Below are 22,058 nucleotides of genomic sequence, written 5' to 3'. Positions count from 1 at the left end.
TCTTCCTTACGCTCCAGTAAGTTTACTCTCGAGTAAGTAAGTGGAACGAACACGGCACGACAGCACCTCCGTCCGATCCGCGACCGGGAGCCGACATGGGCGTACACAGGGACCTGAAACGGGCGAGGAAGCGCGGTGGCCTGGCGTCCCGCACGACGACCGAGACGGTCAGGGACGAGAGCGGCACCGTCCGCGAGGCCCGTACCGCGCCCCTCGCCCCCCGCCCCACCACGGGCAGCACCGCCGACATCCCCTTCACCAACGCGTCCGAGGCCCCGGACGCGGTGGTCCTGCGCCGCGAGGTGGACGGAGTCTGGCGGCCCGTCACCGCGGCGGAGTTCGCCCGCGAGGTGACCGCCGTGGCCAAGGGCCTGATCGCCGCCGGCCTGGAGCCCGGCGGCCGGGTCGCCGTCATGTCCCGCACCCGTTACGAGTGGACGGTCCTGGACTTCGCCGTCTGGTCGGCGGGCGGCCAGACCGTCCCCGTCTACCCCACCTCCTCCGCCGACCAGGTCGAGTGGATCGTCCGCGACTCCGGCGCCGCCCACGTCGTCACCGAGACGGCCGCCCACACCGCCACCGTCGTGGCGGGCACGGCCTCCCACCCCGAACGCCCGCGCACCTTCGAACTCGACGCCGGTGCGCTCGCCGACCTCACCGCCCTCGGCCGGGACGTCAGCGACAAGGAGGTCACCAAGCGCCGCACCGCCCTCACCCCCGACACGGTGGCCACCGTCTGCTACACCTCCGGCACCACCGGGCGCCCCAAGGGCTGCGTCCTCACCCACGCCAACCTGCACGCCGAGGCCGCCAACACGGTCGAGCTGCTCCATCCGATCTTCGAGGAGGTCACCGGCCAGACCGCCTCGACCCTCCTCTTCCTGCCCCTAGCCCACATCCTCGGCCGCACGATCCAGATCGCCTGCCTGCTGGCCCGCATCGAGGTCGGCCACTTCCCGAGCATCAAACCCGACGAACTCCGCCCGGCGCTGAAGTCCTTCCGCCCGACCTTCCTGGTCGGCGTCCCGTACCTCTTCGAGAAGATCCACGACACGGGCCGCGCGACCGCCGAGAAGATCGGCCGCGGCGCCTCCTTCGACCGCGCCCACCGACTCGCCGTCCGCTTCGGCGCGGCGCACCTGGAGCGGTTCCTTGGCCGCGGCAAGGGGCCCGGCCCCGCCCTGCGGGCCGGCTGGGCCCTGTACGACCTGCTGGTCTACCGCCGGGTCCGCGCGGAGCTCGGCGGCCGGATGCGCTACGCCATCAGCGGCGGCTCCCCGCTCGAACGCGACCTGAACCTGTTCTTCTACGCCGCCGGAATCATGGTCTACGAGGGCTACGGCCTGACCGAGACCACCGCGGCCGCCACCATCGTCCCGCCGCTCGGCCCCCGCCCCGGCACCGTCGGCCCGCCCGTCCCCGGCACGTCCGTGCGCATCGCCGACGACGGCGAGGTGCTCGTCAAGGGCGGCATCGTCTTCGGCGCCTACCGGAACGACCCGGCGGCCACCGACGCCGTCCTGACCGACGGCTGGTTCGCCACCGGCGACCTCGGCTCCCTGGACGCCGACGGCTACCTGACCATCACCGGCCGCAAGAAGGACATCCTGGTCACCTCCGGCGGCAAGAACGTCTCACCGGCCGTCCTGGAGGACCGGCTGCGCAGCCGCCCGCCCGTCGCCCAGTGCCTCGTGGTCGGCGACAACCGCCCCTTCGTCGCGGCCCTGATCACCCTCGAACCCGACGCCGTCGCCCACTGGTTGTCGGTCAGGGGGCTGCCCGCCGACACCCCGATGTCCGAGGTCGTCCGGGACGAGCGGATGCGAGCCGACGTGCAAAGGGCCGTCGACCACGCCAACGCGGCCGTCTCCCGGGCCGAGTCGATCCGCGCCTTCCGCCTCGTCGAGGGCGAGTTCACCGAGGAGAACGGGCTGCTGACCCCCTCCCTCAAGGTGAAGCGGCACGCGGCGGCCGCGGCGTACGCCGACGAGATCGAGGCGCTGTACGCCACGCCGGGCCGCTGACCCGGGCGGCGGCGGGGCGCGGCCCGGCCGCCGGCATGCGAAAGGGGCGGACCGCCGGTGCACCCGGCGGCCCGCCCCTCGGCCGATGTCAGCCCTTGCCGCCCTCGCTGTTGGAGGACAGGATCGAGACGTCCTCCAGGAGGTGCGCCAGCGCGCCGTCACGCTTGGCCTGCGTGGAGTTCTCGGAGCACTGCTGGTTCATGTCGTCGCCCAGGACGTTGAGGTCCTGGATCGGGACGATGCCGATGACGCTGACCGGAATGTCGCTGACGGCGAGGCAGGGCTTGTTGAAGGAGCCCTGGATGAGCGCCATCTGCGGGCTCATGTTGCCGTGGGTCGCCGAGTTGCCGAAGTACTGCGAGGCGCCGTTCCCGTTCGCGGAGACGGGGCCGCTGTCGTCGCCGATCGCCATCGCCTGCGGGGCCGCGGCAGCGGAGGCCCCCATGACGGAGGCGGCGATCGCCGCGTAGGCAACAACCTTCTTGATCACTGGCCAGTCCTTTCTCAGAAACCCCGTCCACCGGAGCCCTCTGGTCAACTCCGTGAGTGCAGTCGGGTTTCTCCCGTTCACTCCGTCGGCCGACAACGGGAAATGTGTACGTATCCACGGGCCGCCCGGCATTCCGGCGGATTTTCCAGGGCTTTTGAGATCCCGTGCGGGCCAACCGGGTGAACGCCCGCAACCAATCACTCCGCACCGGGTTGATGAGGCCGTAGGACAGTGCGTCGCTACGACGAAAGGAACGCGAAGTGCTCAAGAAGGCAATGGTCGCCGCGGCGGCTGCCGCTTCTGTGATCGGCATGTCCGCTGCTGCCGCGCCCCAGGCGCTTGCCATCGGGGACGACAACGGGCCGGCCGTGGCCAACGGCAACGGCGCCTCGTCGTCGTTCGGCAACTCGGCGACCGACGGCGACATGAGCCCCCAGCTCTCGCTGGTCGAGGGCACGCTGAACAAGCCGTGCGTCGGCCTCGAGGACATCAACGTCGCCGTCATCAACATCGTCCCGATCCAGGACGTCAACGTCCTGGCGGACGACCTGAACCAGCAGTGCGACGACAACTCCACGCAGGCCAAGAGGGACGGTGCGATCTCGCACGTCCTCGAGGACCTGTCGGTGCTGTCGGCCAACGGCGAGGGCTGAGCCTCATCCCGCTCGGTCCGGGCGGGCCCGCTGACCTCTCCGCGGGCCGCCCGGTCGCACGGGCCGGTTTTTCGCCGGGCGAGCGGAACGACGTCGTCGCTCTCCTGGAGGTACGGCCGTAACGGATCGTAGGGCATTCGAGTGAATATCTCGGGTCCCCGCGTTCGGTAGTTTCCCCGGCCGTCAATTCCTCGTTTGCAGGCTGCAGGTCATGGTGCGAGCCGTCAATGCTGTGCTCGCGCGGTTTCGGCCGTCATTCAGGCATGACCGCAGAGAAGGGAAAGTTCATGAAGAAGAGCGCTGCTGTCGTCGCGGGCGCGATCATGGCCCTCGGCATGGCCGCCCCGGCCTTCGCCGATGCGGGCGCCGAGGGTGCCGCTGTCGGCTCCCCGGGTGTCCTGTCCGGCAACGTGATCCAGGTCCCCGTGCACGTTCCCGTCAACGTGTGCGGCAACACGATCAACGTTGTTGGTCTGCTGAACCCGGCGTTCGGCAACCAGTGCGAGAACGACTGACGTCGTTCCGCACCGACCGGCTGCGTCACGGCCGGCCCTGGCCAACTCGTTTGGTTCGGGGCCGGCTTCTCCCCTTTCTGCAGCCCGTTCTCCAGCCATCTCTACCAGCAGGAAGACAACGAGAGTGCGACAGACCCTGAGCAGGGGGATGGTCGCGGCAGCCGCCGCGACAGGCATCCTGTCCCTGTGCGGCAGCCCCGCCCTTGCCGACTCGCATGCGGACGCGACCGCCACGAACTCGCCCGGCGTCGCGTCCGGCAACGCCGTCCAGGTCCCCCTCGACGTACCGGTGAACGCCTGCGGCAACACCGTCGACGTCATCGCCGCCCTCAATCCGGCCTTCGGCAACGAGTGCGAGAACAGCTCGGACGAGAAGACCGGCGGCCCCGGTTACGGCACCGGCCAGGACACCGGGTACGGCACCGGACCCGGTGAGGACGTCCGGGTGCCGTCCGGGTCCCACGCGAGCGGTGAGGCCGTGGGCTCACCCGGCGTCGGCTCCGGGAACAACGCGCAGGTGCCGGTCGACGTGCCGCTGAACCTCTGCGGCAACACCGTCGACGTCATCGCCGCGCTCAACCCGGTCTTCGGCAACTCCTGCGACCAGGCGCAGGAGGAGCCCCCGGGCTACGGCGAGGAGGAGCCGCCGCCTCCCACCACGCCGCCGACCGACGAGGAGCCGCCGCCGCCCGGTGAGGAGAAGCCCCCGCCGCCGGCCGGCGAGGAGGAGCCCCCGCCCGCGAGTGAGGAGGAGCCGCCCGCCCCGCAGACGGAGAAGCCGCCCGTGCTCGCGGAGACCGGCAGTGCGGGCGCGCCGGCCGCCGCGGCCGCCGGTGCGGCGATGATCGCCGGTGGCGCGATCCTCTACCGCCGCAGCCGGGTGGCGGCCCGCCGCTGACCCCGGCGCTCCGCCGCCCGACGCCCCCGGCCGACCCCTGCGGTCCGCCGGGGGCGTCGCGCTGCCCGCCCCCTTGGGCGGCGGGCAGGCGGGTCAGCGGCTGCCCGCCCGCTCGTCGTCCGGGCGGTCGGAACGGTCGGTGCGCCCGGTGGCGTCCGGGGCGGGGGCCTGCCGTACGACTCGGGCCGCGGGCGCGGGCCCCGCGGCCGGGCGGCGGTCCCTGCGGCGCGCGCGGTCCAGCAGACGGCCGCTCGCGTGCCGTCCCCACAGGGCCCACAGGGCCCGTCCCGGGGCGCGGTCGTCGGGGGCGTGCCAGGCCAGCTCGCGTCCGTCGGGGGCCGGACGCAGGGCGCTCAGCGGCGCGTAGTTCTCCACCACGAAGGTCCGCCCCGGCCGCGGCGCGCCCTCCGGCAGCGCGCGGTGGGTCAGGTCCAGGTGCAGGGCGCGTACGACGTCGAGGCCCGCGGTGTCGGTGAACAGCCGGAACTGGGCGCCGGGACGCGGGTTGAAGTCGAGCAGGTGGTAGTGGCCCGTGGTGCCGCAGCGGCGGAAGTCGAGGTCGAAGATGCCCCGGTAGCCGAGTTCCCCGGTGACCCGCTCGGCGAGCGCCTGCACCCGCGGGTTCGGCGTCCAGCGGCCGACCGCCGTCAGACCGGCGCCGCGCGGCCTGGCACGCGTCTTGCGGCCGGGACCGCCCGCCCGGACCGTGCCCGAGCGGTCGGCGTACCCGTGGAAGAACCAGTCGCGGTCCGGCCCCGGCGCCAGGAACGCCTGGAGCAGCAGGCGGCTGCCCGCCTCCTCGGCCCGCCGGTACAGTTCCCGCGCCTCCTGCGCCGAACGCACCAGCACGGTGCTGCGCAGCCCGCCGCCCGGGGGCAGGAGCCAGGGCCGGCTCCACTTCGCCACCACCGGCAGCCCCAGCCGCCAGGCGGCGCGGGCGGCCTCCGCCTCGTCCTCCGGGACCAGGGTCTCGGGGTGCGGCAGGTCCAGGGAGGCGCACACACCGGCCAGCTCCGCCTTGTCGGCCACCCGCTCGGACAGCGCGCCGGGCAGCTCCGGCAGCAGGTACACGGGCGCCAGCTCCGCCCGCAGCCGCGCCACCGCGACGGCGCACGCGTCGTCCATCGGGATCAGTACGGCGGGCCGCGCGACGCGCGCGGCGACGCGGCGCAGCGCCGCCGCGATGTCGTCGGACGACGCGCCGGGCGGCGGGGGAGTGTGCAGCCCGCTCAGATAGCGGGAGGCGCGGACCGGGCTGCGGGAGCAGTCGGCGACCACGTGCACGTCCACGCCCGCGCGGCCGAGGGAACGCACCGCGCCCAGCGTTCCGTGGTGGAAGGGATTGCGGTCGGTCCGCAGCAGAACGGCCGGGACTCGGGTGTCGAACAACGGCACGGGCTTTTTCCTTCGTTCTTCGGTTCGGCTCACCGGTGTGGGCGATCGGCGCACTCGAAAGCCGTAACGGCGGTGGCGTGATGGCATTTCATATGACTGAGTGTCAGTAGACGGGGATCCAGAGCGAGGAAAGGAGCCGGACATGGCCGTACGGCAGTCATGGACCCGGTCCGCACGGCCGGCGCGCGTCGTCGCGGTACTCGCGGCGGCGGTGTTCCTGACCGCGTGCCCGGGGGTCGCCGTCGGCGACCCCGTGCCGCCCGCGCCCGCCCCGCCCGCACCGGCGCCCGCGGTCCCCGCCCCGGCGCCCGCCGCCGCCCCCGCGTTCGGCGCGTACCTGGACTACGGTCCGCGCGGCGTGGCCAGGATGGCCGAGCTGAGCCGGTGGCTGGGCGACGCCGAGCTGCGCGTCGGCCACACCTACCTGCCCGGCGACCGCTGGAGCAACATCGAGGGCGCCCCCGGTTTCCTCGACGTGTGGGCCGACTGGCGCACCCGCAAGGCCGACCGGACGCTCGTCCTCAACGTGCCCATGATGGAACGCAACGAGGAGGGCGTCGACGACGACGAGGTACGGGAGTTGCTCCGCAGGGGAGCCGCCGGGCACTTCGACCACCACTTCAGGGCCCTCGCCGAACGGCTGGTCGAACTGAACGTGCCGGACACCGTCCTCGTCCTCGGCTGGGAGATGAACGGCACCACCTACACCCACCGGTGCGGGCCGGACCCGGAGGCCTGGAAGACGTACTGGAACAGGATCGTCACCGCCATGCGTTCCGTGCCGGGCCAGAAGTTCCGGTTCGACTTCACGCCCAGCCGCGGCCGGGACGCCGTGCCCTGGACGCAGTGCTATCCCGGGGACGACACGGTCGACATCATCGGCATGGACTCCTACGACCAGCCACGGGGCATGGCGTTCGACGAGCAGGTGACGGAACCCTTCGGGCTCCAGGCGCACGTGGACTTCGCCAAGGCCCACGGGAAGCCCATCTCCTATCCCGAATGGGGGCTGTTCCGCAACGGCGACAACGCCGAGTACATGCGGCGCATGCTCGCCTGGATGGACGAGCACCGGCCCGTCTACAACACGCTCACCGACTACTGCCCGCACGGCGTGTGGCAGTGCGACGACAATCCCCGGTCGACCGCGGTGTACCGGTCCGTGCTCTTCGGCCGCACCGACGCGCCGGCGCCGAGTGCCCCGGAGCCGACCGCACCCCCCGCACCCACCGCACCGCCCGTGCCCGCGGTGCCGCCCACCGCGCCCCGGCCGCAGGCCGGCTGCTCGCCGCTGGAGCTCGGCGACTGGGTCGAGTACTGGCTCGGCGGAAAGCTCTGCATGCGCCTCGACTGGTACACGCGCAACAGATAGCGGCCCGCGGTGGCGGCGGGGCCGGTCAGGTCCTGCCGCCACCGTCGCCCTCCCTCCGCTCCCGCCACCGGTGCAGCAGGTCCTTGCCCCGCCGGCGCGCGGCGACGTCGCCGAGGGCGGCCGCCAGCAGCGGGGCCGTGCGCCGGCGGGCGAGCAGCAGGCGCTGGTTGCCCACCGGCTCCGGACGCCAGTGGTGCTTGTACGGCTCGTCCCCGCGCAGCAGGCTCAGCGTGGAGCGCCCCGGGGCCCGGGCGTGCTCGGCGCACGCGGCCAGCAGCATCACCGCCACGTCCGCCTTCCGCTCCCGCAGCCGGGGATGGGCGCCGTACAGGTAGCCGCCGGCCAGCCGCCGGGACAGCAGCGTCACGTCCACGGCCACCACCTCGCCGTCCATCCGGAACTCGGTGACCACCGCGTCCCCCGCACGCACCATCGGCCCAACCGCCCGCACCAGATGCTCACGGAACCGCGTCCGCAGGTGCTCGCCGGTCACCTTCCGGCCCTGCCACTGCAGCAGGTGCAGCTCCAGCAGCCGGTGCAGCGCCGCGTCCACCTCACCGGCGGGCACGGTGCGGCTCCCCACCCCCAGCGCGTCCAGCCTGCGCAGCTTGGCGCGTACCCGCTGCTGCGCCTTGGCCGAGGGCAGCCGGGCGACGAGGTCGTCCATGGGTACGGCGGGCAGCTCCAGGCAGGGCGAGTCGGGCACCCGGCGCCGGGGGCCGCGCCAGTGGTCGTAGACGCGTTCGGCGGCGGCGCCCGGCCGCACCTCGCGCAGGTCGATCAGCGCCGTGCGGGCCGCCGCGCCCAGCGCCCCGGTGAGCGCGGCCACCGCGCCCTGGCCGCGCTCGTCGTCCAGCAGGACGTCCCCGTAGTCGGAGATCGCCCCGCCCAGCGGCACCAGCGCCGGCACCGGGCCTCCCGCCCGCATCAGCGGCGCGGCGGCGACCAGCTCGCGCCCCTCGCGGGCCAGCAGCAGCCGCAGCCGGCCCGGGGTGCCGTAGGAGCGCCACCACGAGTGCAGCCAGGCGTGGCTCTGGAACGGGGTCGCGGCGGCGCACCGGCGGTACAGCCGGCCCCAGTCGGCCGCCAGCTCGGTGAAGCCGCGTTCGTCGGTGACCAGTTCCGCCGTGTACGCCGCGGCGGGCGGCGGGTGCGGGGCCCGGGACCTGGTCGTGGTCGCGACCGGGCCCGTCGCCTGGTACGTCACAGCCGGCCGCGGACGTCGGCCGCCGGGGCGGGACCGGGGAGGGCCGCCCCCGCGCGACCGGGTCCCCGCGCCGACCGCCGGGGCCGGACCAGCAGAGCCAGCCCGCCCAGCAGTCCGCCCGCGCTCGCGCCGACCAGCGCGGTCACGGCGGTGGAGGCGGAGGATTCCTCGGTGGGCTCGGTGGCGCGCGCGAACTGACGCAGTTCCACGTGGGTGTCGTCCGCGGCGGCGTCCGCGTGCCGGGTCAGCGCGCCGGCGACGGCGTTGGCCATGTCGGCGGCCTCGCCGGGACGGGAGGAGGTGGCCGCCACCGAGACCATCGGCGCGTCGGGCGAGGTCGCGGTGCGCACGCTCTCGCGGAGCGTCGCCACCGGCACGTCCGCCCACATCTGGGCGTCCCCGAGCACCGCGAGCTGGGTGGCGACCCGGCCGTAGGCCTGCGCGAAGCCCAGCGCGGACGCCGGGTCGGACTTGTCGGTGGGGACGGCGACGACGTAACTGGTCGCCGTGTACTGCGGGGCGGTGACCAGGCCGTAGGAGGCGCCGAGCAGGCCGCCGGCGAGGACGCCGGCCGCGAGCGGGGACCAGGGCGGCAGGGCGCGCAGGCGGTGCAGGGCGGGGCCCAGCGGGGTGCGGGCGCGGTGCGCGGGCCGGTCCGGCCGGGCTGCGGCGTGCTTCGCGTACTCGGTGCCGGGTTCGGCCGGGGTCTGGGTGAGGGGCTCGGTCATGCGGAACTGACTCCCTGGGGTGCCGGGGACAACGGGTGCGTGAGGGTGGCCGCGTACACGTCCGTCAAGCGGGCGGCGCTGCGCGTGACGCAGTAGTGGCGGGCGGCCTCGGGCGCGGTGCGCGGGCCGGGCCCCGGGCCGCTGTCCGCGCGGACCTCGGCGAGGGCGCGGGCGAACTCCTCGGCGCCGCCGGTGACGCGCCGGGCCGAGGGCGCGGCGTCCGGGGGCAGGTCCTCGATCGCCGGGCAGGAGGAGTGGAGCACCGGCAGCCCCGACGCGAGCCCCTCCACGACCGCCAGGCCGAAGGCCTCCTCGGCCGACGGCGAGGCGAGGACGTCCATGGCCGAGGCGAGCGCGGGCAGGTCGGGGCCCGGGGAACCGTCGGGCAGGCAGGGGCGTTCGCCGGTGAGCAGGACACGGTCGGCGACCCCGGCCTCGTGGGCGGTGCGGCGCAGCGTGTGCTCCTCCGGGCCGCCGCCGACCAGCAGCAGCCACCAGTCGTCCGGGAGCCGGGCCAGGGCACGGACCAGCACCTCGAACCGCTTGCCCGGTGCCAGCCGGCCGACGCCGCCGACGACGTACGCGCCCTCCGGCAGGCCGAGTCGGCGGCGGGTGCGCTGACGGGCCACGGGGTCGAAGCGGAACCGGTCCAGGTCGATGCCGTTCGGGACGACCTCGATGCGGGGCGCGGGCACGCCCCAGCGCCGCAACCGGTCGGCGACGGTGGGGGAGACGGCGACCGTGGCGCTGCCCAGCCGCTCCCCGGCCAGGTAGAGGGCGCGGACGCCCGGGGTGAGCGGGCGGCCCTCCATCTGGGAGTCCCCGAGGGAGTGTTCGGTGGCCACGATCGCCCGGACGCCGGCCAGCCGCGCGGCGAGGCGGCCGTAGAGGCAGGCGCGGTAGAGGTGGGTGTGCACGAGGTCGTAGCCGCCGCGGCGGATGAGTCGGGTCAGGCGGGGCAGCGCGGCCAGGTCCCGGTTGCCGGCCATGCCGAGGTGGACGACGCGTACGCCGTCGGCCCGCAGCCCCTCGGCGACCGGGCCCGGGTTGGTGAGTGTCACGACGTCGCAGTCGACGGGAAGGTGGCGCAGCAGCAGCCGCAGTTGCTGCTCGGCACCGCCCACCCCGAGGCCGGTGATGACGTGCAGTGCCTTCATCTCACACCCCAGCGCCGGCGCGGCGGCGCAGGCGGTGCAGCCGTGTCTTCAGCAGCAGCCGCAGCGACCCGTCGCTCTGTCCGACGTGCACCCGCGGCAGGGCGTGCGGGCCGGTCAACGGGCCGGGGTCGATGGCGCAGGCGTACGCGTAGCCGGCGGCCCGCACGGCCTCGACGGCGCGGGCGTCGACCGTGCCGTACGGATAGCAGAAACCGGTGACCGGAGCACCGATCAGATCCGCGAGCAGTGCTCTGCTCTCGGCGGTCTCGGCCCGCAGCGCGGCGTCGTCCGCCTCGGTCAGGTCGATGTGGGTGAGCCCGTGCGAGCCGATCTCGACGCCCTCGGCGGCGGCGTGCCGGATGCCGTCGGCGGTCAGCAGCGGCTTGCGCGGACCCAGCGGGTCCCAGGCGTTGTCGCCGCCCAGCCGGCCCGGCAGCACGAAGAGGGTGGCCCCGCAGCCCCAGCGGCGCAGGCACGGCAGCGCGTGCTCGACGAAGTCGGCGTACCCGTCGTCGAAGGTCAGCCCCACCAGCCCGCGGCCCGCGCCCCGCGCCCGGGCGGCCAGCAGCTCGCTGACCGGTACGCCGCGCAGTCCGCGCCGCCGCAGCCAGCCGAGCTGCGCGTCCAGGCGGTCGGGCGTGACCGTGATGCCGTACGGGTCGGCCGAGCGGTCGCCGACGGAGTGGTACATCGCCACCCACGGGACGGTGCCCAGGCGGGCGCGGACCCCGCCGCGCGTGGCGGCGGCGTCAACGGAACCGACGGGGCCGACGGGAGCGGGAACGGAGGCGGGAACGGGGGCGGGAACGGAAGCGGAAGCCGAAGCGGCCATGCGAGAGCCTTCGTGAGACGGAGCGGGGAAGGGGAGGGAGGCGGAGGAGACGAGGGAGGCGGGGGAGGCGGCGGAGCCGGGGGTGGCCGAGGGACCTGAGGGCAGCGGCGACACCCGGGACGCCCAGGGCCAGGCCGAGGACGACGAAGACCGCGACGACGGTCGCCGCACCGGCGGCGAGGGACACGGCGGGCCCGTCGAACCCGGCCGCGGCCGCCGCGCCCGCGAGGGTCGCCCCGGCCGCCGCCGGCACCGCCCTGCCCAGGTCGCCCAGGACGCGCCGGACGCGGACCGGCACACTGCGCGGACCCATCCCGGCGAGCAGCAGGGCCGCGGTGACGGTGATGCCGGCGGCGTTGGCGGCGGCGATGCCGGTCACGCCCCACGGGCCCACCGCACCGGCGCCGATGCCCGCGGTGGCGGCGATGCCGGCAGCCATCGCGCCCAGCGGGTACCAGCTGGCGCGGCCCGCGGAGAAGTACGAACGGGCGAGCGCGCCCACCACGGTCTGGCCGAGCAGCCCGAGCGCGTACACGCGCATCACGTTCGCGGTGACCGCCGTGTCGGCCGAGGTGAAGGCGCCGCGCTGGAAGAGGAGTTCGATCATCTGCGGTGCGCAGGCGATGACGGTGGCCGCGCCCAGCAGCACCAGGCAGGCCGCCAGTGCCACGTCCCGTTCGACCCGGTCGCGGGCGCGTTCGGTGTCGCCGTCGGCCAGCGCCCGGGCCACCACCGGGAAGGTGACCGTGCACAGCATCAGCGACAGCGTCATCGGGATCTGGGCCACCTTCTGCGCGTAGTTCAGGTGCGAGATGGCCCCGGAGGGGAGCCCGGAGGCGAGGAAGCGCTCGATGAGGACCTGGGACTGGCGGCACAGGGCGAAGAGCAGGACGGTGGTGAACAGGGCGAGGGCGAGGGGGCGGGCCGGGTCGGACGCGGTCGCCCGCGCCGTGCCGGCCCCGTCCCGGCACCGCAGCCGGCGCAGCAGCGACGGCAGTTGCGCCGCCACCATCAGGAAACCGCCCGCCGCGACCCCGACCGCCGCCGAGCGCACCCCCCAGCGCCCGCCGAGCACGAACATCGCGGTGATGATGCCGGTGTTGTAGGCGACGTAGATCGCGGCCGGCGCCAGGAACCGGCGGTGCGCCCGCAGGGCCGCGCTGCAGTACCCGGCGAGCCCGAAGCTGAGCACGCAGGTGGCGGTGAGCCGGGTGCAGTCCACGGCCAGGGCGTGCTCGGGCAGACCCGGGGCCAGGGCCCGGACCAGCACCGGCGCGGTGACGACGACCAGCGTGCCGACGGCGAGGAAGGCCACCGCCAGGCGGGGCAGGGTCGAGGCGACCAGCGCGCGGACCGGATCGCCGGGGGCGCCCTGCGCGCGGCGGGCCAGCGCCAGGCTGAACATCGGGACCAGCGCGAAGGCCAGACCGTCCTCGATCAGCAGCGTCGCCGCGAACTCCGGGACCGTCCACGCCACCAGGAAGGCGTCCGTCTCCCCGCCGGCCCCGAACAGCCGGGCCAGCGCCTGGTCCCGGGCCAGCCCGAGCACCGACCCGGCCACCGACAGCACGGCCGTGAGCAGCGCGGCCCGGGCGAGGAAACTCCGGGAGGAACGGGGCTCGGGGGTGGGGGCGGGCGCGGTAGTGGACGTGGGGGTGGGTGCGGGGGGTGACGTGGGCGTGGTGACTCTGGCGGGCGGGACGGACGCCCCGTCCGTGGCACGCAGCGGGGTCGGCTTCACCGGGCCGGCACCTCCTCGGAGCCGGCTTGCGTACGGGCTCCCGTCCCGGTCCCACGGCAGGCTTCCGTGCCGTGTCCCGCGCCGGGTTCAGCGCCGCGCCCCGCATCGGCTCCCGCGCAAACTCCCGCCGCTTCCGCTTCCGCTTCCGCTTCCGCTTCCGCTTCCGCTTCCGCCCCGGACCCGAGCGCCCACCAGGCCGCCAGGCCGAAGCACACCGCCGTCAGCACGGTCGAGGGCCCGCCGATGTCGGCGTACGCGAAGTCGGTCAGCTGCCACACGAGCAGCCCGCAGGCGACCAGCCCGCAGTCCGCCCCGGCCCGCCCGGTGCGCCGTACGGCACGGAGCCCGCGCAGCCCCAGGACGAGGAGCGCCAGCCAGCTCCCCGCGAGCGCGAGCAGCCCGAGCAGTCCCTGCTCCGCCAGCACCAGTAGGTACATGTTGTGCGGGGACAGCAGCGGCTGCCGGAGGTACCCGGCGCCGGCGCCGTCCGTCTCGCTGCCCGAGGACAGCGCCAGCGAGGCGTGGCCGTCGCGGTGTTCCGGGAAGCCCTTGAGCCCCACGCCGGTCAGCGGACGCTCGCGCCACATGCCGACGGACGCCTCCCACATCGTGTAGCGGTCGGTCACCGACTGGTCGGGGGCGTCCGCGACCTGGGTGATGCTGCCGACCCGCTCCTGGAGCATCGTCGTGCCGAGCCCGAACCCGCCCACCAGCACCACACCCGCCGCGAAAGCCGCCGCCCCCACCGCCAGCGCCCTGCGCACCCCGGCGAGCAGCAACTGCGCCGCGCAGGTCACGGCCGTGGCGATCCACGCGCCGCGGCTGAAGGACAGGGCGAGCGGCACCAGCAGGGCGAGCGCGCACCCGGCCGCCAGGGCGCGCTGCCGGGCGGGCGCGTGACCGAGCGCCAGCCCGACCGCGCAGACCAGCCCCAGGGAGACGACGGTCGCCATCCCCATCACGTCCTGCGGTCCGAAGGTGCCCACGGCCCGGACCTGCGCGCCCTGGTACGAGGCGCCGGTCCCGGTGACGTACTGGTGCACGCCGACCGCCCCCTGCCACAGCGCCAGCCCCACCATCGACCGGGCGAGCAGCCGGGCGTCGCCCCGGTCGCGGACCAGCAGCAGGACCGCGGCGGGGACGAGGACGAAGACCTGGAGGTAGCGGCCGAGGCCGGTGACCCCGGCCCCCGGCGACACCGCGCCCATGGCGGCGACGGCCAGCCCGAGCACCGGCAGGCCCAGCACCACCGCCGCCGTACGGGACAGGGGGCGCCGCCGGCCGCGTACCAGGCGCAGCACGCCGTACAGCACCACCAGCGCGGAGACCGCGTCGGCCGGATGCGCGCCGCCCCCGCCGTCCCCGGCGACCGGCAGGGCGAGCAGCGCGACGACGGCGACCACGGCGAGGACGGGCGGCGGCCGCCGGACGCGCGCGGCGGATTGCGGGGGCGGGACGGGACTGCTCACGCGGCTCAGCTTCCCGTCGGGCGGACGAGCGCCACGGCCGTGCGCAGCAGGATGCACACGTCCTGCCACAGGGACCAGTCGTCGATGTAGGCGTTGTCGAAGCGGGCCCGGTCCTCGATGGAGGTGTCGCCGCGCAACCCGTGGATCTGCGCCAGGCCCGTGATCCCGGCCGGCACCCGGTGGCGGGCGGCGTAACCGGGGTGTGCCTGGCTGAACTGCGCCACGAAGTAGGGCCGTTCGGGTCGCGGGCCGACCAGGCTCATGTCGCCCCGGAAGACGTTCCACAGCTGGAGCAGCTCGTCCAGGGAGGTGCGGCGCAGGAAGCGGCAGAACCACGGCATCCGGCGCTCGTCCGCCACGCTCCACCGGGTCGCCGACTCGTGCTCGTCGGCCGGCCGGTGGGTGCGGAACTTCAGCAGCGTGAACGGCCTGCCGTCCTTGCCGACGCGCTCCTGCCGGAACAGGACGCCCGGGCCGCTGATGATCCGCAGGGCCGCCGCGCAGCTCAGCAGCAGAGGGCTCAGCAGCAGCAACAACGCCCCGGAGACCGTCACGTCCAGCACCCGCTTGCCGGTGCTGCGCGGGCGCCGCAGGCCCGACTCCAGAGGTCGGCAGGGGAACCCGGCGAGCCGGTCCGGGCCCGCGTACGAGGGGGCGTCCGCGTCGACCTCCCACACCGCGCAGCCCGACTCGGCCAGCGTCCGCAGCAGGGGCCCCCGCAGGGCCCGTACGGAGGGGTCCACGGCCAGGACGTCGCGCACGCCGTTCTGCACGACGGCACGCCGCACCTCCTCGCCGGTGGTCAGCACGGGCAGCGACGTTGCTCCGCCCGGGTCGTCGGTGACGATCCCGACCGGCCGCATCCCGCAGCGCGGGTGGCGCAGGACCGCCGCGGCCACGCGGTGCGCGGTGGCCGCGGGGCCCACGACGAGGGCGGCGCGCGGGTGGTTCAGCAGCTCGCTGCGGCGCCGCCGGTGCACGACGCCCCGGCCCGCGCAGCCGGACGCGGCGTGCAGGAGGAAACCGAGGATCAGGGTGCGGGCGGACAGCGCGTGCGGTGGGGCGTACGCCGCGACGAGCGCGGCCAGCGCCAGCCAGACCACCGCGATACGGCCGCACAGCGCGGGCAGGTCGTCCAGGACACCCGGCACGCGCCGGGGCGGGCGCGAGCGGGGGCGCAGCAGCAGCGAGCCGGCCACCAGGAGGGCGGCGAGCAGCGGTGGGTGCGGGGTGCCGGTGAGGACCAGCGAGCCCGGCAGGGCCGCCGCGCCGTCCGCGACGAGCAGCGGCAGCGGGGAGTCCGGCCGAAGCGGGAACCCGGGCCGCGGTGCGGGCCGCCCGGCGGGGAACCGGAAGCCCGGCGTGCCGGTGCGCCGCGTCAGCACCGAGACGGGAGAGGAGCCGAGGTCGCGCGGCTGGCCGGCGGGGTTGGGGACGGTGCGTTCCGCGGTCACGGGTGGGTGGGCTCCCTGTACTCGATGGGCGCGACGCCGGCCCGGCACACGGCTGCGGACCCGTCGCCGGGCAGGCGGGACTCGGTGGGCGTCGCCCGGTCGCCGGGCAGGCGGGACACGGCCGGTGCGGGCCGGGTGCCTCGGGGGTCGGGTTCGGCGGGTGCGGGCCGGGTGCCGGGAAGGTGGGGCTCCGGGCCGGTCGGCCGGGAGCGGGGGAGGGCAGACCCGGGGGATGCCGGGCGGGTGTCGGAGGAGGAGGAGAAGGAGGAGGAGGGCTCGGTGGGCGTCCCGGGGGCCGCGGCGGGGTGCTCCGCCGGTGCAGGGTCGCGGTCGTGGTCGTGGAGGGGGTGCGTGCGGCGGTCCGGTCTGCTGTCGGGGTGGTGCGGTGCGGGCCTGGGCGGTCGGTCGCCGTGGACCGTGAGCGGTCCGGTCGTCCCGCCCCGCTCGGCGAGGAGGCCGTCGTAGAGCACGGCGACCGCCGCGGCCGTGTGCCGTACGTCGTGCGTGGACCGCACGTGCGCGCGACCCCGGCGGCCGAGCGACGCGCGCAGCGGGGCGTCGAGCAGCAGCCGGGCGACGGCGTCGGCCAGGGCCGCCGGGTCCTCGGGCGGCACCACGCAGTGCGGCACGAGAGCCGGCGGCAGGCCCTCGCGGGCACCGTCCACGTCGGTCACCACCACGGGCCGCCCGCAGGCCATCGCCTCCAGGGGGGCCAGCGCCATGCCCTCCCAGCGCGACGGCAGCACGACCAGATCGGCGGCCCGGTACCAAGGGCCGACGTCCGCGACGGCACCCGTGAACAGCACGGAGTCCGCCCCGTCCGCCCCGCGGTCGTCCGAGGTCGGCCCGGGGACGTCCGGCCGGCCCGCCGCAGCCCGCCCGGTGAGCCGCGCCCGGTCCGGACCGTCGCCGACCAGCACCAGCCGGGCCCCGGGCACCCGCGCGAGGACCGAATCCCAGGCGGCCAGCAGGACGTCCTGGCCCTTCTGCCGGCACAGCCGTCCCACGCAGACGACCAGCGGGGCGTCCGGACCGGCCGCCCGCGCCCGCTCAGTACCGTCGCCCCCGCCGAAGCGGTCGACGTCGATGCCGTTCGGGATCACCGACCACCGTCCGTGAATCCCGGCCCGCACGCCCCGCAGCCGCTCCGCCTCGCTGACGCACACCGTCCACGCCGCCCACCGTGCGCCCCACCGCTCCCAGCCGAGCGCCAGGGCCGCGGCCACCCCGTCGACCGCCTCGAACGACCAGGCGTGCGGCTGGAACACGGTCGGGACCCGTCCGCGTACGGCGAGCCGTCCCGCGAGGCCGGCCTTCGCGCTGTGCGCGTGCACCAGGTCGGGCCGGACCTCCCGGACCACCCGGGCGAGCCGCCGTACCTCCGGGACCAGGGCCGGGCCCGGCGATCGCGTCGCCGGCCAGTGCCGCACGTCGGCGCCGAGCGAACGGAGCCGGTCCGCGAGATCCCCGTCCGGACAGGCGACCGCGACACGCAGACCGGCGGAGAGCTGGGCCCGCGTCAGGTCCGTCACGACACGGGCGACCCCGCCGTCCACCGGCTGGGTGACGTGCAGGACCCGCGGCCGGGCGTCGGTCGGTGGCAGGTGCATACGCGTTTCCTCGCTCACGGAAAATGCTCGGGACGGGCGGGAACGCGTCTCATCGCAGGCGCCGACCGCGACGCGGCGCACACCGGCGCACGCCGCGTCCTCCTGGGAAACGAGCCGGAAGTCCGGCTGGTCACCGCCGCGTTCGGAGTTCTCGTGGAGCGCCCTCGGCCGAAGTCCCGCACATGGTGCGACAGGGATGCGTCGGATGGTGCGGAACTCTAGCCGCTATCCGTACTAATACGGTGAAACCGGGCATGTGTGTTGAGTCCGTGAACGCCGGGCTCCGGCGACATCACCCTTTCGGCGGCACAACTCACGTGCGTGCCACGCGTTGACACTGCGCCGGGCACCCGCCCGGATGTTTGTGTCAACCCCCAAGGAGCACCTCTCCATGTCGCGTATCGCGAAGGGCCTGGCCCTGACCTCCGTCGCCGCCGCCGCGGTGGCGGGCACCGCCGGTGTCGCCGCCGCCGACGCCGGCGCGCAGGCCGCCGCCGCCCACTCCCCGGGTGTGCTGTCGGGCAACGTCGTGCAGGTCCCGGTCCACATCCCGGTCAACGTCTGCGGCAACACCATCGACGTCATCGGCCTGCTGAACCCGGCGTTCGGCAACGAGTGCGAGAACGACTGACCGTCGGCTCGAACCCTCTGACCGGCCGTCCGTACCGCGGTTCCTCCGCGAGCGGGCGGCCGGTTCGCGTTGCCGCACGGACGGCGGTGTGCGCCCCCGAATGGAGGGTGCGGGCCGCGACACGGAGGCGGGACCTTGACGCGGCGTCCCACCAGGGATGACGTCGACGACGGGTGTCATGGGCGAGCGCAGTGCGTAGCGGAACGGTTGCAGAGCGCCACGGGTGATTCCACGGTGGGCACACGATCCGACGCACCACCGAAAGGAACCCTCATGCGTCTGCCCGCACGGCGAATCGCCACCACCGCCCTCACCGCAGGCCTCCTGATCGGTCTCTCCGGTCCGGCGGTGATGGCGGCCGACGGCGACTCGGTCCGGGAACGCACCCACGCGGCGTCCCGCGCCCCCCTCCCCGACGTGGAGGAACTGCAGGACCAGGTCGGCAGCCTGGCCGGCCTGGGCGGAGTGCTCACGCCGGTCACCGACCTGCTCGGCGCCGTCCTCAAGGCCGACGACGGCCAGCTCGCCGACAAGGACGCGGACGAGTTCGCCGCCGCCGTCAAGGACGCCCTCGCCAAGGCCGAGGCGGCGGACCTGGACGCCGACGACACGGCCACCGCACCGGGTACGACGACGCCCGGCACGAGCACCCCGGCCCAGCCGCCGGTCGTGACCGCGCCGGAGGCCGGGACGCCGGTCACGCTGCCGGCGCCCGTCGTGGCGGACAGCGACGGGGCCACGGTGGGGGACGACCTGGCCGCCGACGCGCACGCCGCCCTCCAGAAGCAGATCGACGCCCTGATCCAGGCCACCACCTCCGGCAGCGCCGAACAGGTGACCCCGGCCGTCCAGGAAGTGGTCGACGGCGTCGTCAACGTCGTCGCCGCCACGCTGGTGGGCAGCGGCCTGCCCGCCGCCGACCTGGCCGGTCTGCCCGCCCTGCCGAGCGCCCCGGAAGCCGCCACGCCGGAAGCCGCCGCACCGGCCAACCCGCTTCCGGCCGACCCTTCCTGACGCCCACGGCGTCCAGGGGCCGTTGCGCCATCCCTACCGGGGTGACGCAACGGCCTTTTCCTTTTGTCGAAGCAAATGTTCTTGGCAGGTGGTCTCCGGTGTCCGAGATGTTCTCCGGAGATCTCATATGTCTTCCGCAAGCGGGGTTTCCGGGCCCGGTGCGGGTCGTTAGGCACGGCGTCAGCATGTCCTCCGGTCTCCCCGGGCCGCCTGGTCGCCGGGTCACCGGGTCGCCGAAGAAAGGAAGCACGATGAAGTCCCTCAAGGCCGCCGCCGTGGTCGCCGGATCCCTGGTCGCCGTCGGCTCCGCCGCGCCCGCGTTCGCCTACGACGCCGAGGCCCTCACGCCCACCAGCCTCAACGGCGCCGTGAACGCGCTCACCGCCGAACCCATCGACGTGATGCCGCTCAAGCACCAGTCGGAGGCGCTGGACACCGAGAACAAGGACTCCGTGCTGCACACCGTGAAGGGCGCGACCACGCAGCTGAATTCCAAGGGCGGCCTGCTCGGCGGCCTTCCGCTGCGCGGCTGACCCGCATTCCCCACCGCTTTCCTCCGCTCTCCTTCTCGCCTTGATGAAAGGGACCGTGCCCGACATGAAGTCGACCACCAGACGAACCCTGGCCGCCGTCGTCACCGGTGTGGCGGCCGCCGTGGGCGTAGCGGCGGCCCCCGCCGTCGCGGCCGGCGCGATCCCCGTGCCCGTACCGCTCGGCGGCGCGGAGACGGCGCTCGGCATGGAACTGCCCCACGTGGCCGGCGAACTGCCCGTGCCGACAACGGGCGCGCCCGAGGGGCCGCGGTACGCCGAGGGCCGGCTGCTGCCGGAGCGGACGCTTCCGCAGCTGCCGGTACGCAGCGGGCTGCCGGGGGTCGACCTGCGCCAGCCCCTGCCGCAGGTCCTCGGGGACGAATTCGACCACGCCGCCGTCCAGGCCCCGGCCGCAGAGCTGCGCGCCCTGGCGCCAGGTCTCTCCCTGGACGCCCCGCTCAGCGCGCCCGACGGCGGCGGTTTCGGCCTGCCGACCGCGAAGCTGCCCCAGGCGGGCGTACTCACCCCGGTCGTCCAGACGGTGCCCGCGGCCGACCTGGGCGTCGGCCCCGGACTGTAGTCCCGCCGCGGGCCCTCACGCGCGCGTCAGCCTTACGGGCCCCGCGCGCGTCGTCCGTACGCCCCGTCGCCCACCCGGCGCGTACCCGCTCCCGCGCCCCCGGAGCGCACGACGCTCCGCGCCCCCGGAGCGCACGGCGTTCGCGCGCCGTCGGTCGTTCCGTCGCGGCGCCCGGTGCCTCGTGTGGCCCTGCGGGCGGTGACCGCGGGGCCCGCCGCTCGGTTACCGGTACGAATCACCGAACCGGACGAGGAGCGAGCCATGGTCGTCAACCTGGGCGGAACACCGAGCGGCAAGGAGCGGGAGGCGGACGTCCCGGCGAGAGGCGGACCGGCGCACGGCACACGGCGGCAGATGATGCGGGGGCTGCTCGCCCCGGCGCTCGCCGTGAGCCTCGCGCCCCTGGTCGCCGCCTCCCGGCCCTCCCGGGCCGCCGCCACCGGCGCGGGCGGGCAGCCCGCGCGCCCCGAGCCGCGCATCGAGGAGGCGGCCGGCGGCGCCTCGTTCGACGAGACCTACCGCGGCCGCCGCATCCGCGGCATCCGGTCCGCCGCGGGTCGCGCCGTCGGCGCCGGCTCCTGGCACGTCACCGTGGACGGCCGGCCCCTGCACCTGATGCGCCGGGCCGACGGCAGCTGGCTCAGCATGATCGACCACTACCGCTCGTACCCCACCCCCCTCGCCGCGGCGCGCGGTGCCGTCGACGAACTCGGCCCTGGCGAGCACCTGCGCGACACCCCGGCCGCCGGTCAGGAGCACTCCGGGGGGCACCATGGCGTACACGCGTAAGGACGTCAGCACCCTCACCGCCACCGAGAGGCGACGGTTCGTCAAGGCGCTGCTGGAGATCAAACGGCGCGGCGAGTACGACGAGTTCGTGCGCACCCACATCGAGTACTACGTCTCCGACGGTGAGGACGGTCTCCGCACGGCGCACATGGCGCCGTCCTTCCTGCCCTGGCACCGCCGGTTCCTGCTGGACCTGGAGGAGGCGCTGCGCCGGGTCGACGCCTCGGTCACCGTGCCCTACTGGGACTGGACCAAGGACCGCACCACCTCCTCCGCGCCCTGGAGCGCCGACCTGCTGGGCGGCACCGGGCGGCGCTCCGACCACCGGGTGACCACCGGACCGTTCGCCCACGCCGAGGGCAACTGGACTCTCAAGGAGAACGTCACCGACACCGAGTACCTCACCCGGGACCTCGGACGGGCCGCCGACCCCCTGGCGCTGCCCACCAAGAGCGACCTGGAGTGGGCCCTCGACGACCCCGTGTACGACACCACGCCCTGGGACTCCACGGTCCGCAAGGGGTTCCGCAACAAGCTGGAGGGATGGGGGACCGGCCGCGGCAGTGTCTCCTGGCGCAACCACAACCGCGTGCACCGCTGGGTCGGCGGGGCCATGGTCGGCGGCGCCTCCGTCAACGACCCGGTCTTCTGGCTGCACCACGCCTTCGTGGACCTCCTGTGGTCCCGCTGGCAGGCCCGGCACCGCGGGGCCCGCTACCTGCCCGCCGAGCCACCCGGCCGGGGCGGCGCGCAGCACGGACGGATCGTCGCGCGGCACGAGAAGCTGCCGCCGTGGGACGTGACGCCGGACGAGTTGGAGGACCACAGCCGGATCTACCGGTACGCCTGAACGCGCCGGAGGGACGGGACAGGGGGGGGTGCCCCTATGAGTTTGGTCAAGCTGATGGGGCGGGTTGGGGTTCGTAGAAGGTGCCGTCGCGGAGCATCGCGAAGAGCACGTCGGCT

At 75.0% G+C, this 22,058-nt stretch carries 20 protein-coding genes and 1 pseudogene; 11 read left to right on the top strand and 10 right to left on the bottom strand.

Features of this window, described 5'->3' with window-relative positions:
* Positions 1-95 precede the first annotated feature (95 nt).
* Positions 96-2,024, top strand: coding sequence for an AMP-dependent synthetase/ligase (locus tag ACGF5T_RS13635; protein WP_366768984.1), 1,929 nt, complete (start codon positions 96-98; stop codon positions 2,022-2,024).
* Positions 2,025-2,112: 88 nt separating this feature from the next.
* Here ACGF5T_RS13635 and rdlB read toward each other — a convergent pair whose 3' ends face one another.
* Positions 2,113-2,514 carry a rodlin RdlB gene (rdlB, locus tag ACGF5T_RS13630; protein WP_356603539.1) on the bottom strand — a complete coding sequence of 134 codons (402 nt, stop codon included), beginning with the start codon at positions 2,512-2,514 and terminating at the stop codon, positions 2,113-2,115.
* 260 nt (positions 2,515-2,774) lie between these two features.
* On the opposite strand from rdlB, the gene rdlA reads away from it, so the two are divergent.
* The 3 genes from rdlA to ACGF5T_RS13615 all read left to right on the top strand — a co-directional run bounded on the left by rdlA (position 2,775) and on the right by ACGF5T_RS13615 (position 4,580).
* Positions 2,775-3,167, top strand: a complete 393-nt coding sequence (gene rdlA / locus ACGF5T_RS13625) for a rodlin RdlA (RefSeq protein WP_356603537.1) — start codon at positions 2,775-2,777, stop codon at positions 3,165-3,167.
* A 287-nt stretch (positions 3,168-3,454) separates the two neighbouring features.
* Positions 3,455-3,682 carry a chaplin ChpD gene (gene chpD / locus ACGF5T_RS13620; protein WP_356603971.1) on the top strand — a complete coding sequence of 76 codons (228 nt, stop codon included), beginning with the start codon at positions 3,455-3,457 and terminating at the stop codon, positions 3,680-3,682.
* Between the two features lie 124 nt (positions 3,683-3,806).
* Complete coding sequence (locus ACGF5T_RS13615) at positions 3,807-4,580, top strand: chaplin (protein ID WP_361016603.1); 774 nt, start codon at positions 3,807-3,809, stop codon at positions 4,578-4,580.
* Positions 4,581-4,673: 93 nt separating this feature from the next.
* Here the strand turns inward: ACGF5T_RS13615 and ACGF5T_RS13610 are convergent, their stop codons facing one another.
* A complete protein-coding gene (locus ACGF5T_RS13610) occupies positions 4,674-5,975 on the bottom strand; it encodes an ATP-grasp domain-containing protein (RefSeq protein WP_356603533.1) in 1,302 nt (433 codons plus the stop codon).
* 142 nt (positions 5,976-6,117) lie between these two features.
* Here ACGF5T_RS13610 and ACGF5T_RS13605 point away from each other — a divergent pair, with 142 nt between their 5' ends.
* Entirely contained in the window at positions 6,118-7,347 is a 1,230-nt protein-coding gene (locus ACGF5T_RS13605) for a glycosyl hydrolase (RefSeq protein ID WP_366768985.1), read from the top strand.
* 25 nt (positions 7,348-7,372) lie between these two features.
* Here the strand turns inward: ACGF5T_RS13605 and ACGF5T_RS13600 are convergent, their stop codons facing one another.
* The 8 genes and pseudogenes from ACGF5T_RS13600 to ACGF5T_RS13565 all read right to left on the bottom strand — a co-directional run.
* A complete protein-coding gene (locus tag ACGF5T_RS13600) occupies positions 7,373-8,467 on the bottom strand; it encodes a GNAT family N-acetyltransferase (protein WP_356603969.1) in 1,095 nt (364 codons plus the stop codon).
* Between the two features lie 83 nt (positions 8,468-8,550).
* Positions 8,551-9,282 carry a lipopolysaccharide biosynthesis protein gene (locus tag ACGF5T_RS13595; protein ID WP_366768986.1) on the bottom strand — a complete coding sequence of 244 codons (732 nt, stop codon included), beginning with the start codon at positions 9,280-9,282 and terminating at the stop codon, positions 8,551-8,553.
* Positions 9,279-10,439, bottom strand: a complete 1,161-nt coding sequence (locus tag ACGF5T_RS13590) for a glycosyltransferase (protein WP_366768987.1) — start codon at positions 10,437-10,439, stop codon at positions 9,279-9,281. Before ACGF5T_RS13590 ends, ACGF5T_RS13595 begins: the two co-directional genes overlap by 4 nt.
* 1 nt (position 10,440) lies before the next feature.
* Positions 10,441-11,130 (bottom strand): polysaccharide deacetylase family protein, encoded by a 690-nt coding sequence (locus ACGF5T_RS13585; protein WP_356603967.1) that lies wholly within the window; start codon positions 11,128-11,130, stop codon positions 10,441-10,443.
* Between the two features lie 58 nt (positions 11,131-11,188).
* Positions 11,189-13,012 carry a murein biosynthesis integral membrane protein MurJ gene (gene murJ / locus ACGF5T_RS13580; protein ID WP_392887868.1) on the bottom strand — a complete coding sequence of 608 codons (1,824 nt, stop codon included), beginning with the start codon at positions 13,010-13,012 and terminating at the stop codon, positions 11,189-11,191.
* Positions 13,009-14,481 carry an O-antigen ligase family protein gene (locus ACGF5T_RS13575; protein WP_366768988.1) on the bottom strand — a complete coding sequence of 491 codons (1,473 nt, stop codon included), beginning with the start codon at positions 14,479-14,481 and terminating at the stop codon, positions 13,009-13,011. Before ACGF5T_RS13575 ends, murJ begins: the two co-directional genes overlap by 4 nt.
* A gap of 5 nt (positions 14,482-14,486) precedes the next feature.
* Positions 14,487-15,935: an exopolysaccharide biosynthesis polyprenyl glycosylphosphotransferase gene (locus ACGF5T_RS13570; protein ID WP_366768989.1), complete on the bottom strand. Its 1,449-nt coding sequence runs from the start codon at positions 15,933-15,935 to the stop codon at positions 14,487-14,489.
* A 290-nt stretch (positions 15,936-16,225) separates the two neighbouring features.
* Positions 16,226-17,545: pseudogene (locus ACGF5T_RS13565) on the bottom strand (glycosyltransferase); the annotation flags it as partial.
* 391 nt (positions 17,546-17,936) lie between these two features.
* Between ACGF5T_RS13565 and chpG the strand changes: the two are divergent.
* The 6 genes from chpG (at position 17,937) to ACGF5T_RS13535 (ending at position 21,942) form a co-directional block, all read left to right on the top strand.
* A complete protein-coding gene (gene chpG / locus ACGF5T_RS13560) occupies positions 17,937-18,176 on the top strand; it encodes a chaplin ChpG (protein WP_356603521.1) in 240 nt (79 codons plus the stop codon).
* Between the two features lie 273 nt (positions 18,177-18,449).
* Positions 18,450-19,190 (top strand): hypothetical protein, encoded by a 741-nt coding sequence (locus ACGF5T_RS13555; protein ID WP_356603519.1) that lies wholly within the window; start codon positions 18,450-18,452, stop codon positions 19,188-19,190.
* 251 nt (positions 19,191-19,441) lie between these two features.
* Complete coding sequence (locus ACGF5T_RS13550) at positions 19,442-19,723, top strand: hypothetical protein (protein ID WP_356603517.1); 282 nt, start codon at positions 19,442-19,444, stop codon at positions 19,721-19,723.
* A gap of 64 nt (positions 19,724-19,787) precedes the next feature.
* Entirely contained in the window at positions 19,788-20,303 is a 516-nt protein-coding gene (locus tag ACGF5T_RS13545; RefSeq protein WP_366768990.1) for a hypothetical protein, read from the top strand.
* A 261-nt stretch (positions 20,304-20,564) separates the two neighbouring features.
* Positions 20,565-21,092 (top strand): tyrosinase family oxidase copper chaperone, encoded by a 528-nt coding sequence (locus tag ACGF5T_RS13540; protein WP_361016577.1) that lies wholly within the window; start codon positions 20,565-20,567, stop codon positions 21,090-21,092.
* Positions 21,076-21,942: a tyrosinase family protein gene (locus ACGF5T_RS13535; protein ID WP_366768991.1), complete on the top strand. Its 867-nt coding sequence runs from the start codon at positions 21,076-21,078 to the stop codon at positions 21,940-21,942. Before ACGF5T_RS13540 ends, ACGF5T_RS13535 begins: the two co-directional genes overlap by 17 nt.
* Positions 21,943-22,058: the final 116 nt, after the last annotated feature.

Origin of the sequence: Streptomyces sp. NPDC047853, assembly GCF_043204535.1 — a bacterium.
Lineage (GTDB): Bacteria > Actinomycetota > Actinomycetes > Streptomycetales > Streptomycetaceae > Streptomyces.
This window is presented reverse-complemented; position numbering and strand designations above follow the sequence as displayed.

Bases quoted from the DNA above. Each gene is read 5' to 3' on its own strand.
- ACGF5T_RS13545 (WP_366768990.1), top strand. From the start codon at position 19,788: ATGAAGTCGACCACCAGACGAACCCTGGCCGCCGTCGTCACCGGTGTG.
- ACGF5T_RS13540 (WP_361016577.1), top strand. From the start codon at position 20,565: ATGGTCGTCAACCTGGGCGGAACACCGAGCGGCAAGGAGCGGGAGGCG.
- chpD (WP_356603971.1), top strand. From the start codon at position 3,455: ATGAAGAAGAGCGCTGCTGTCGTCGCGGGCGCGATCATGGCCCTCGGC.
- ACGF5T_RS13535 (WP_366768991.1), top strand. From the start codon at position 21,076: ATGGCGTACACGCGTAAGGACGTCAGCACCCTCACCGCCACCGAGAGG.
- ACGF5T_RS13605 (WP_366768985.1), top strand. From the start codon at position 6,118: ATGGCCGTACGGCAGTCATGGACCCGGTCCGCACGGCCGGCGCGCGTC.
- ACGF5T_RS13555 (WP_356603519.1), top strand. From the start codon at position 18,450: ATGCGTCTGCCCGCACGGCGAATCGCCACCACCGCCCTCACCGCAGGC.
- ACGF5T_RS13635 (WP_366768984.1), top strand. From the start codon at position 96: ATGGGCGTACACAGGGACCTGAAACGGGCGAGGAAGCGCGGTGGCCTG.
- ACGF5T_RS13595 (WP_366768986.1), bottom strand. From the start codon at position 9,282: ATGACCGAGCCCCTCACCCAGACCCCGGCCGAACCCGGCACCGAGTAC.
- ACGF5T_RS13550 (WP_356603517.1), top strand. From the start codon at position 19,442: ATGAAGTCCCTCAAGGCCGCCGCCGTGGTCGCCGGATCCCTGGTCGCC.
- ACGF5T_RS13585 (WP_356603967.1), bottom strand. From the start codon at position 11,130: ATGTACCACTCCGTCGGCGACCGCTCGGCCGACCCGTACGGCATCACG.
- ACGF5T_RS13590 (WP_366768987.1), bottom strand. From the start codon at position 10,439: ATGAAGGCACTGCACGTCATCACCGGCCTCGGGGTGGGCGGTGCCGAG.
- chpG (WP_356603521.1), top strand. From the start codon at position 17,937: ATGTCGCGTATCGCGAAGGGCCTGGCCCTGACCTCCGTCGCCGCCGCC.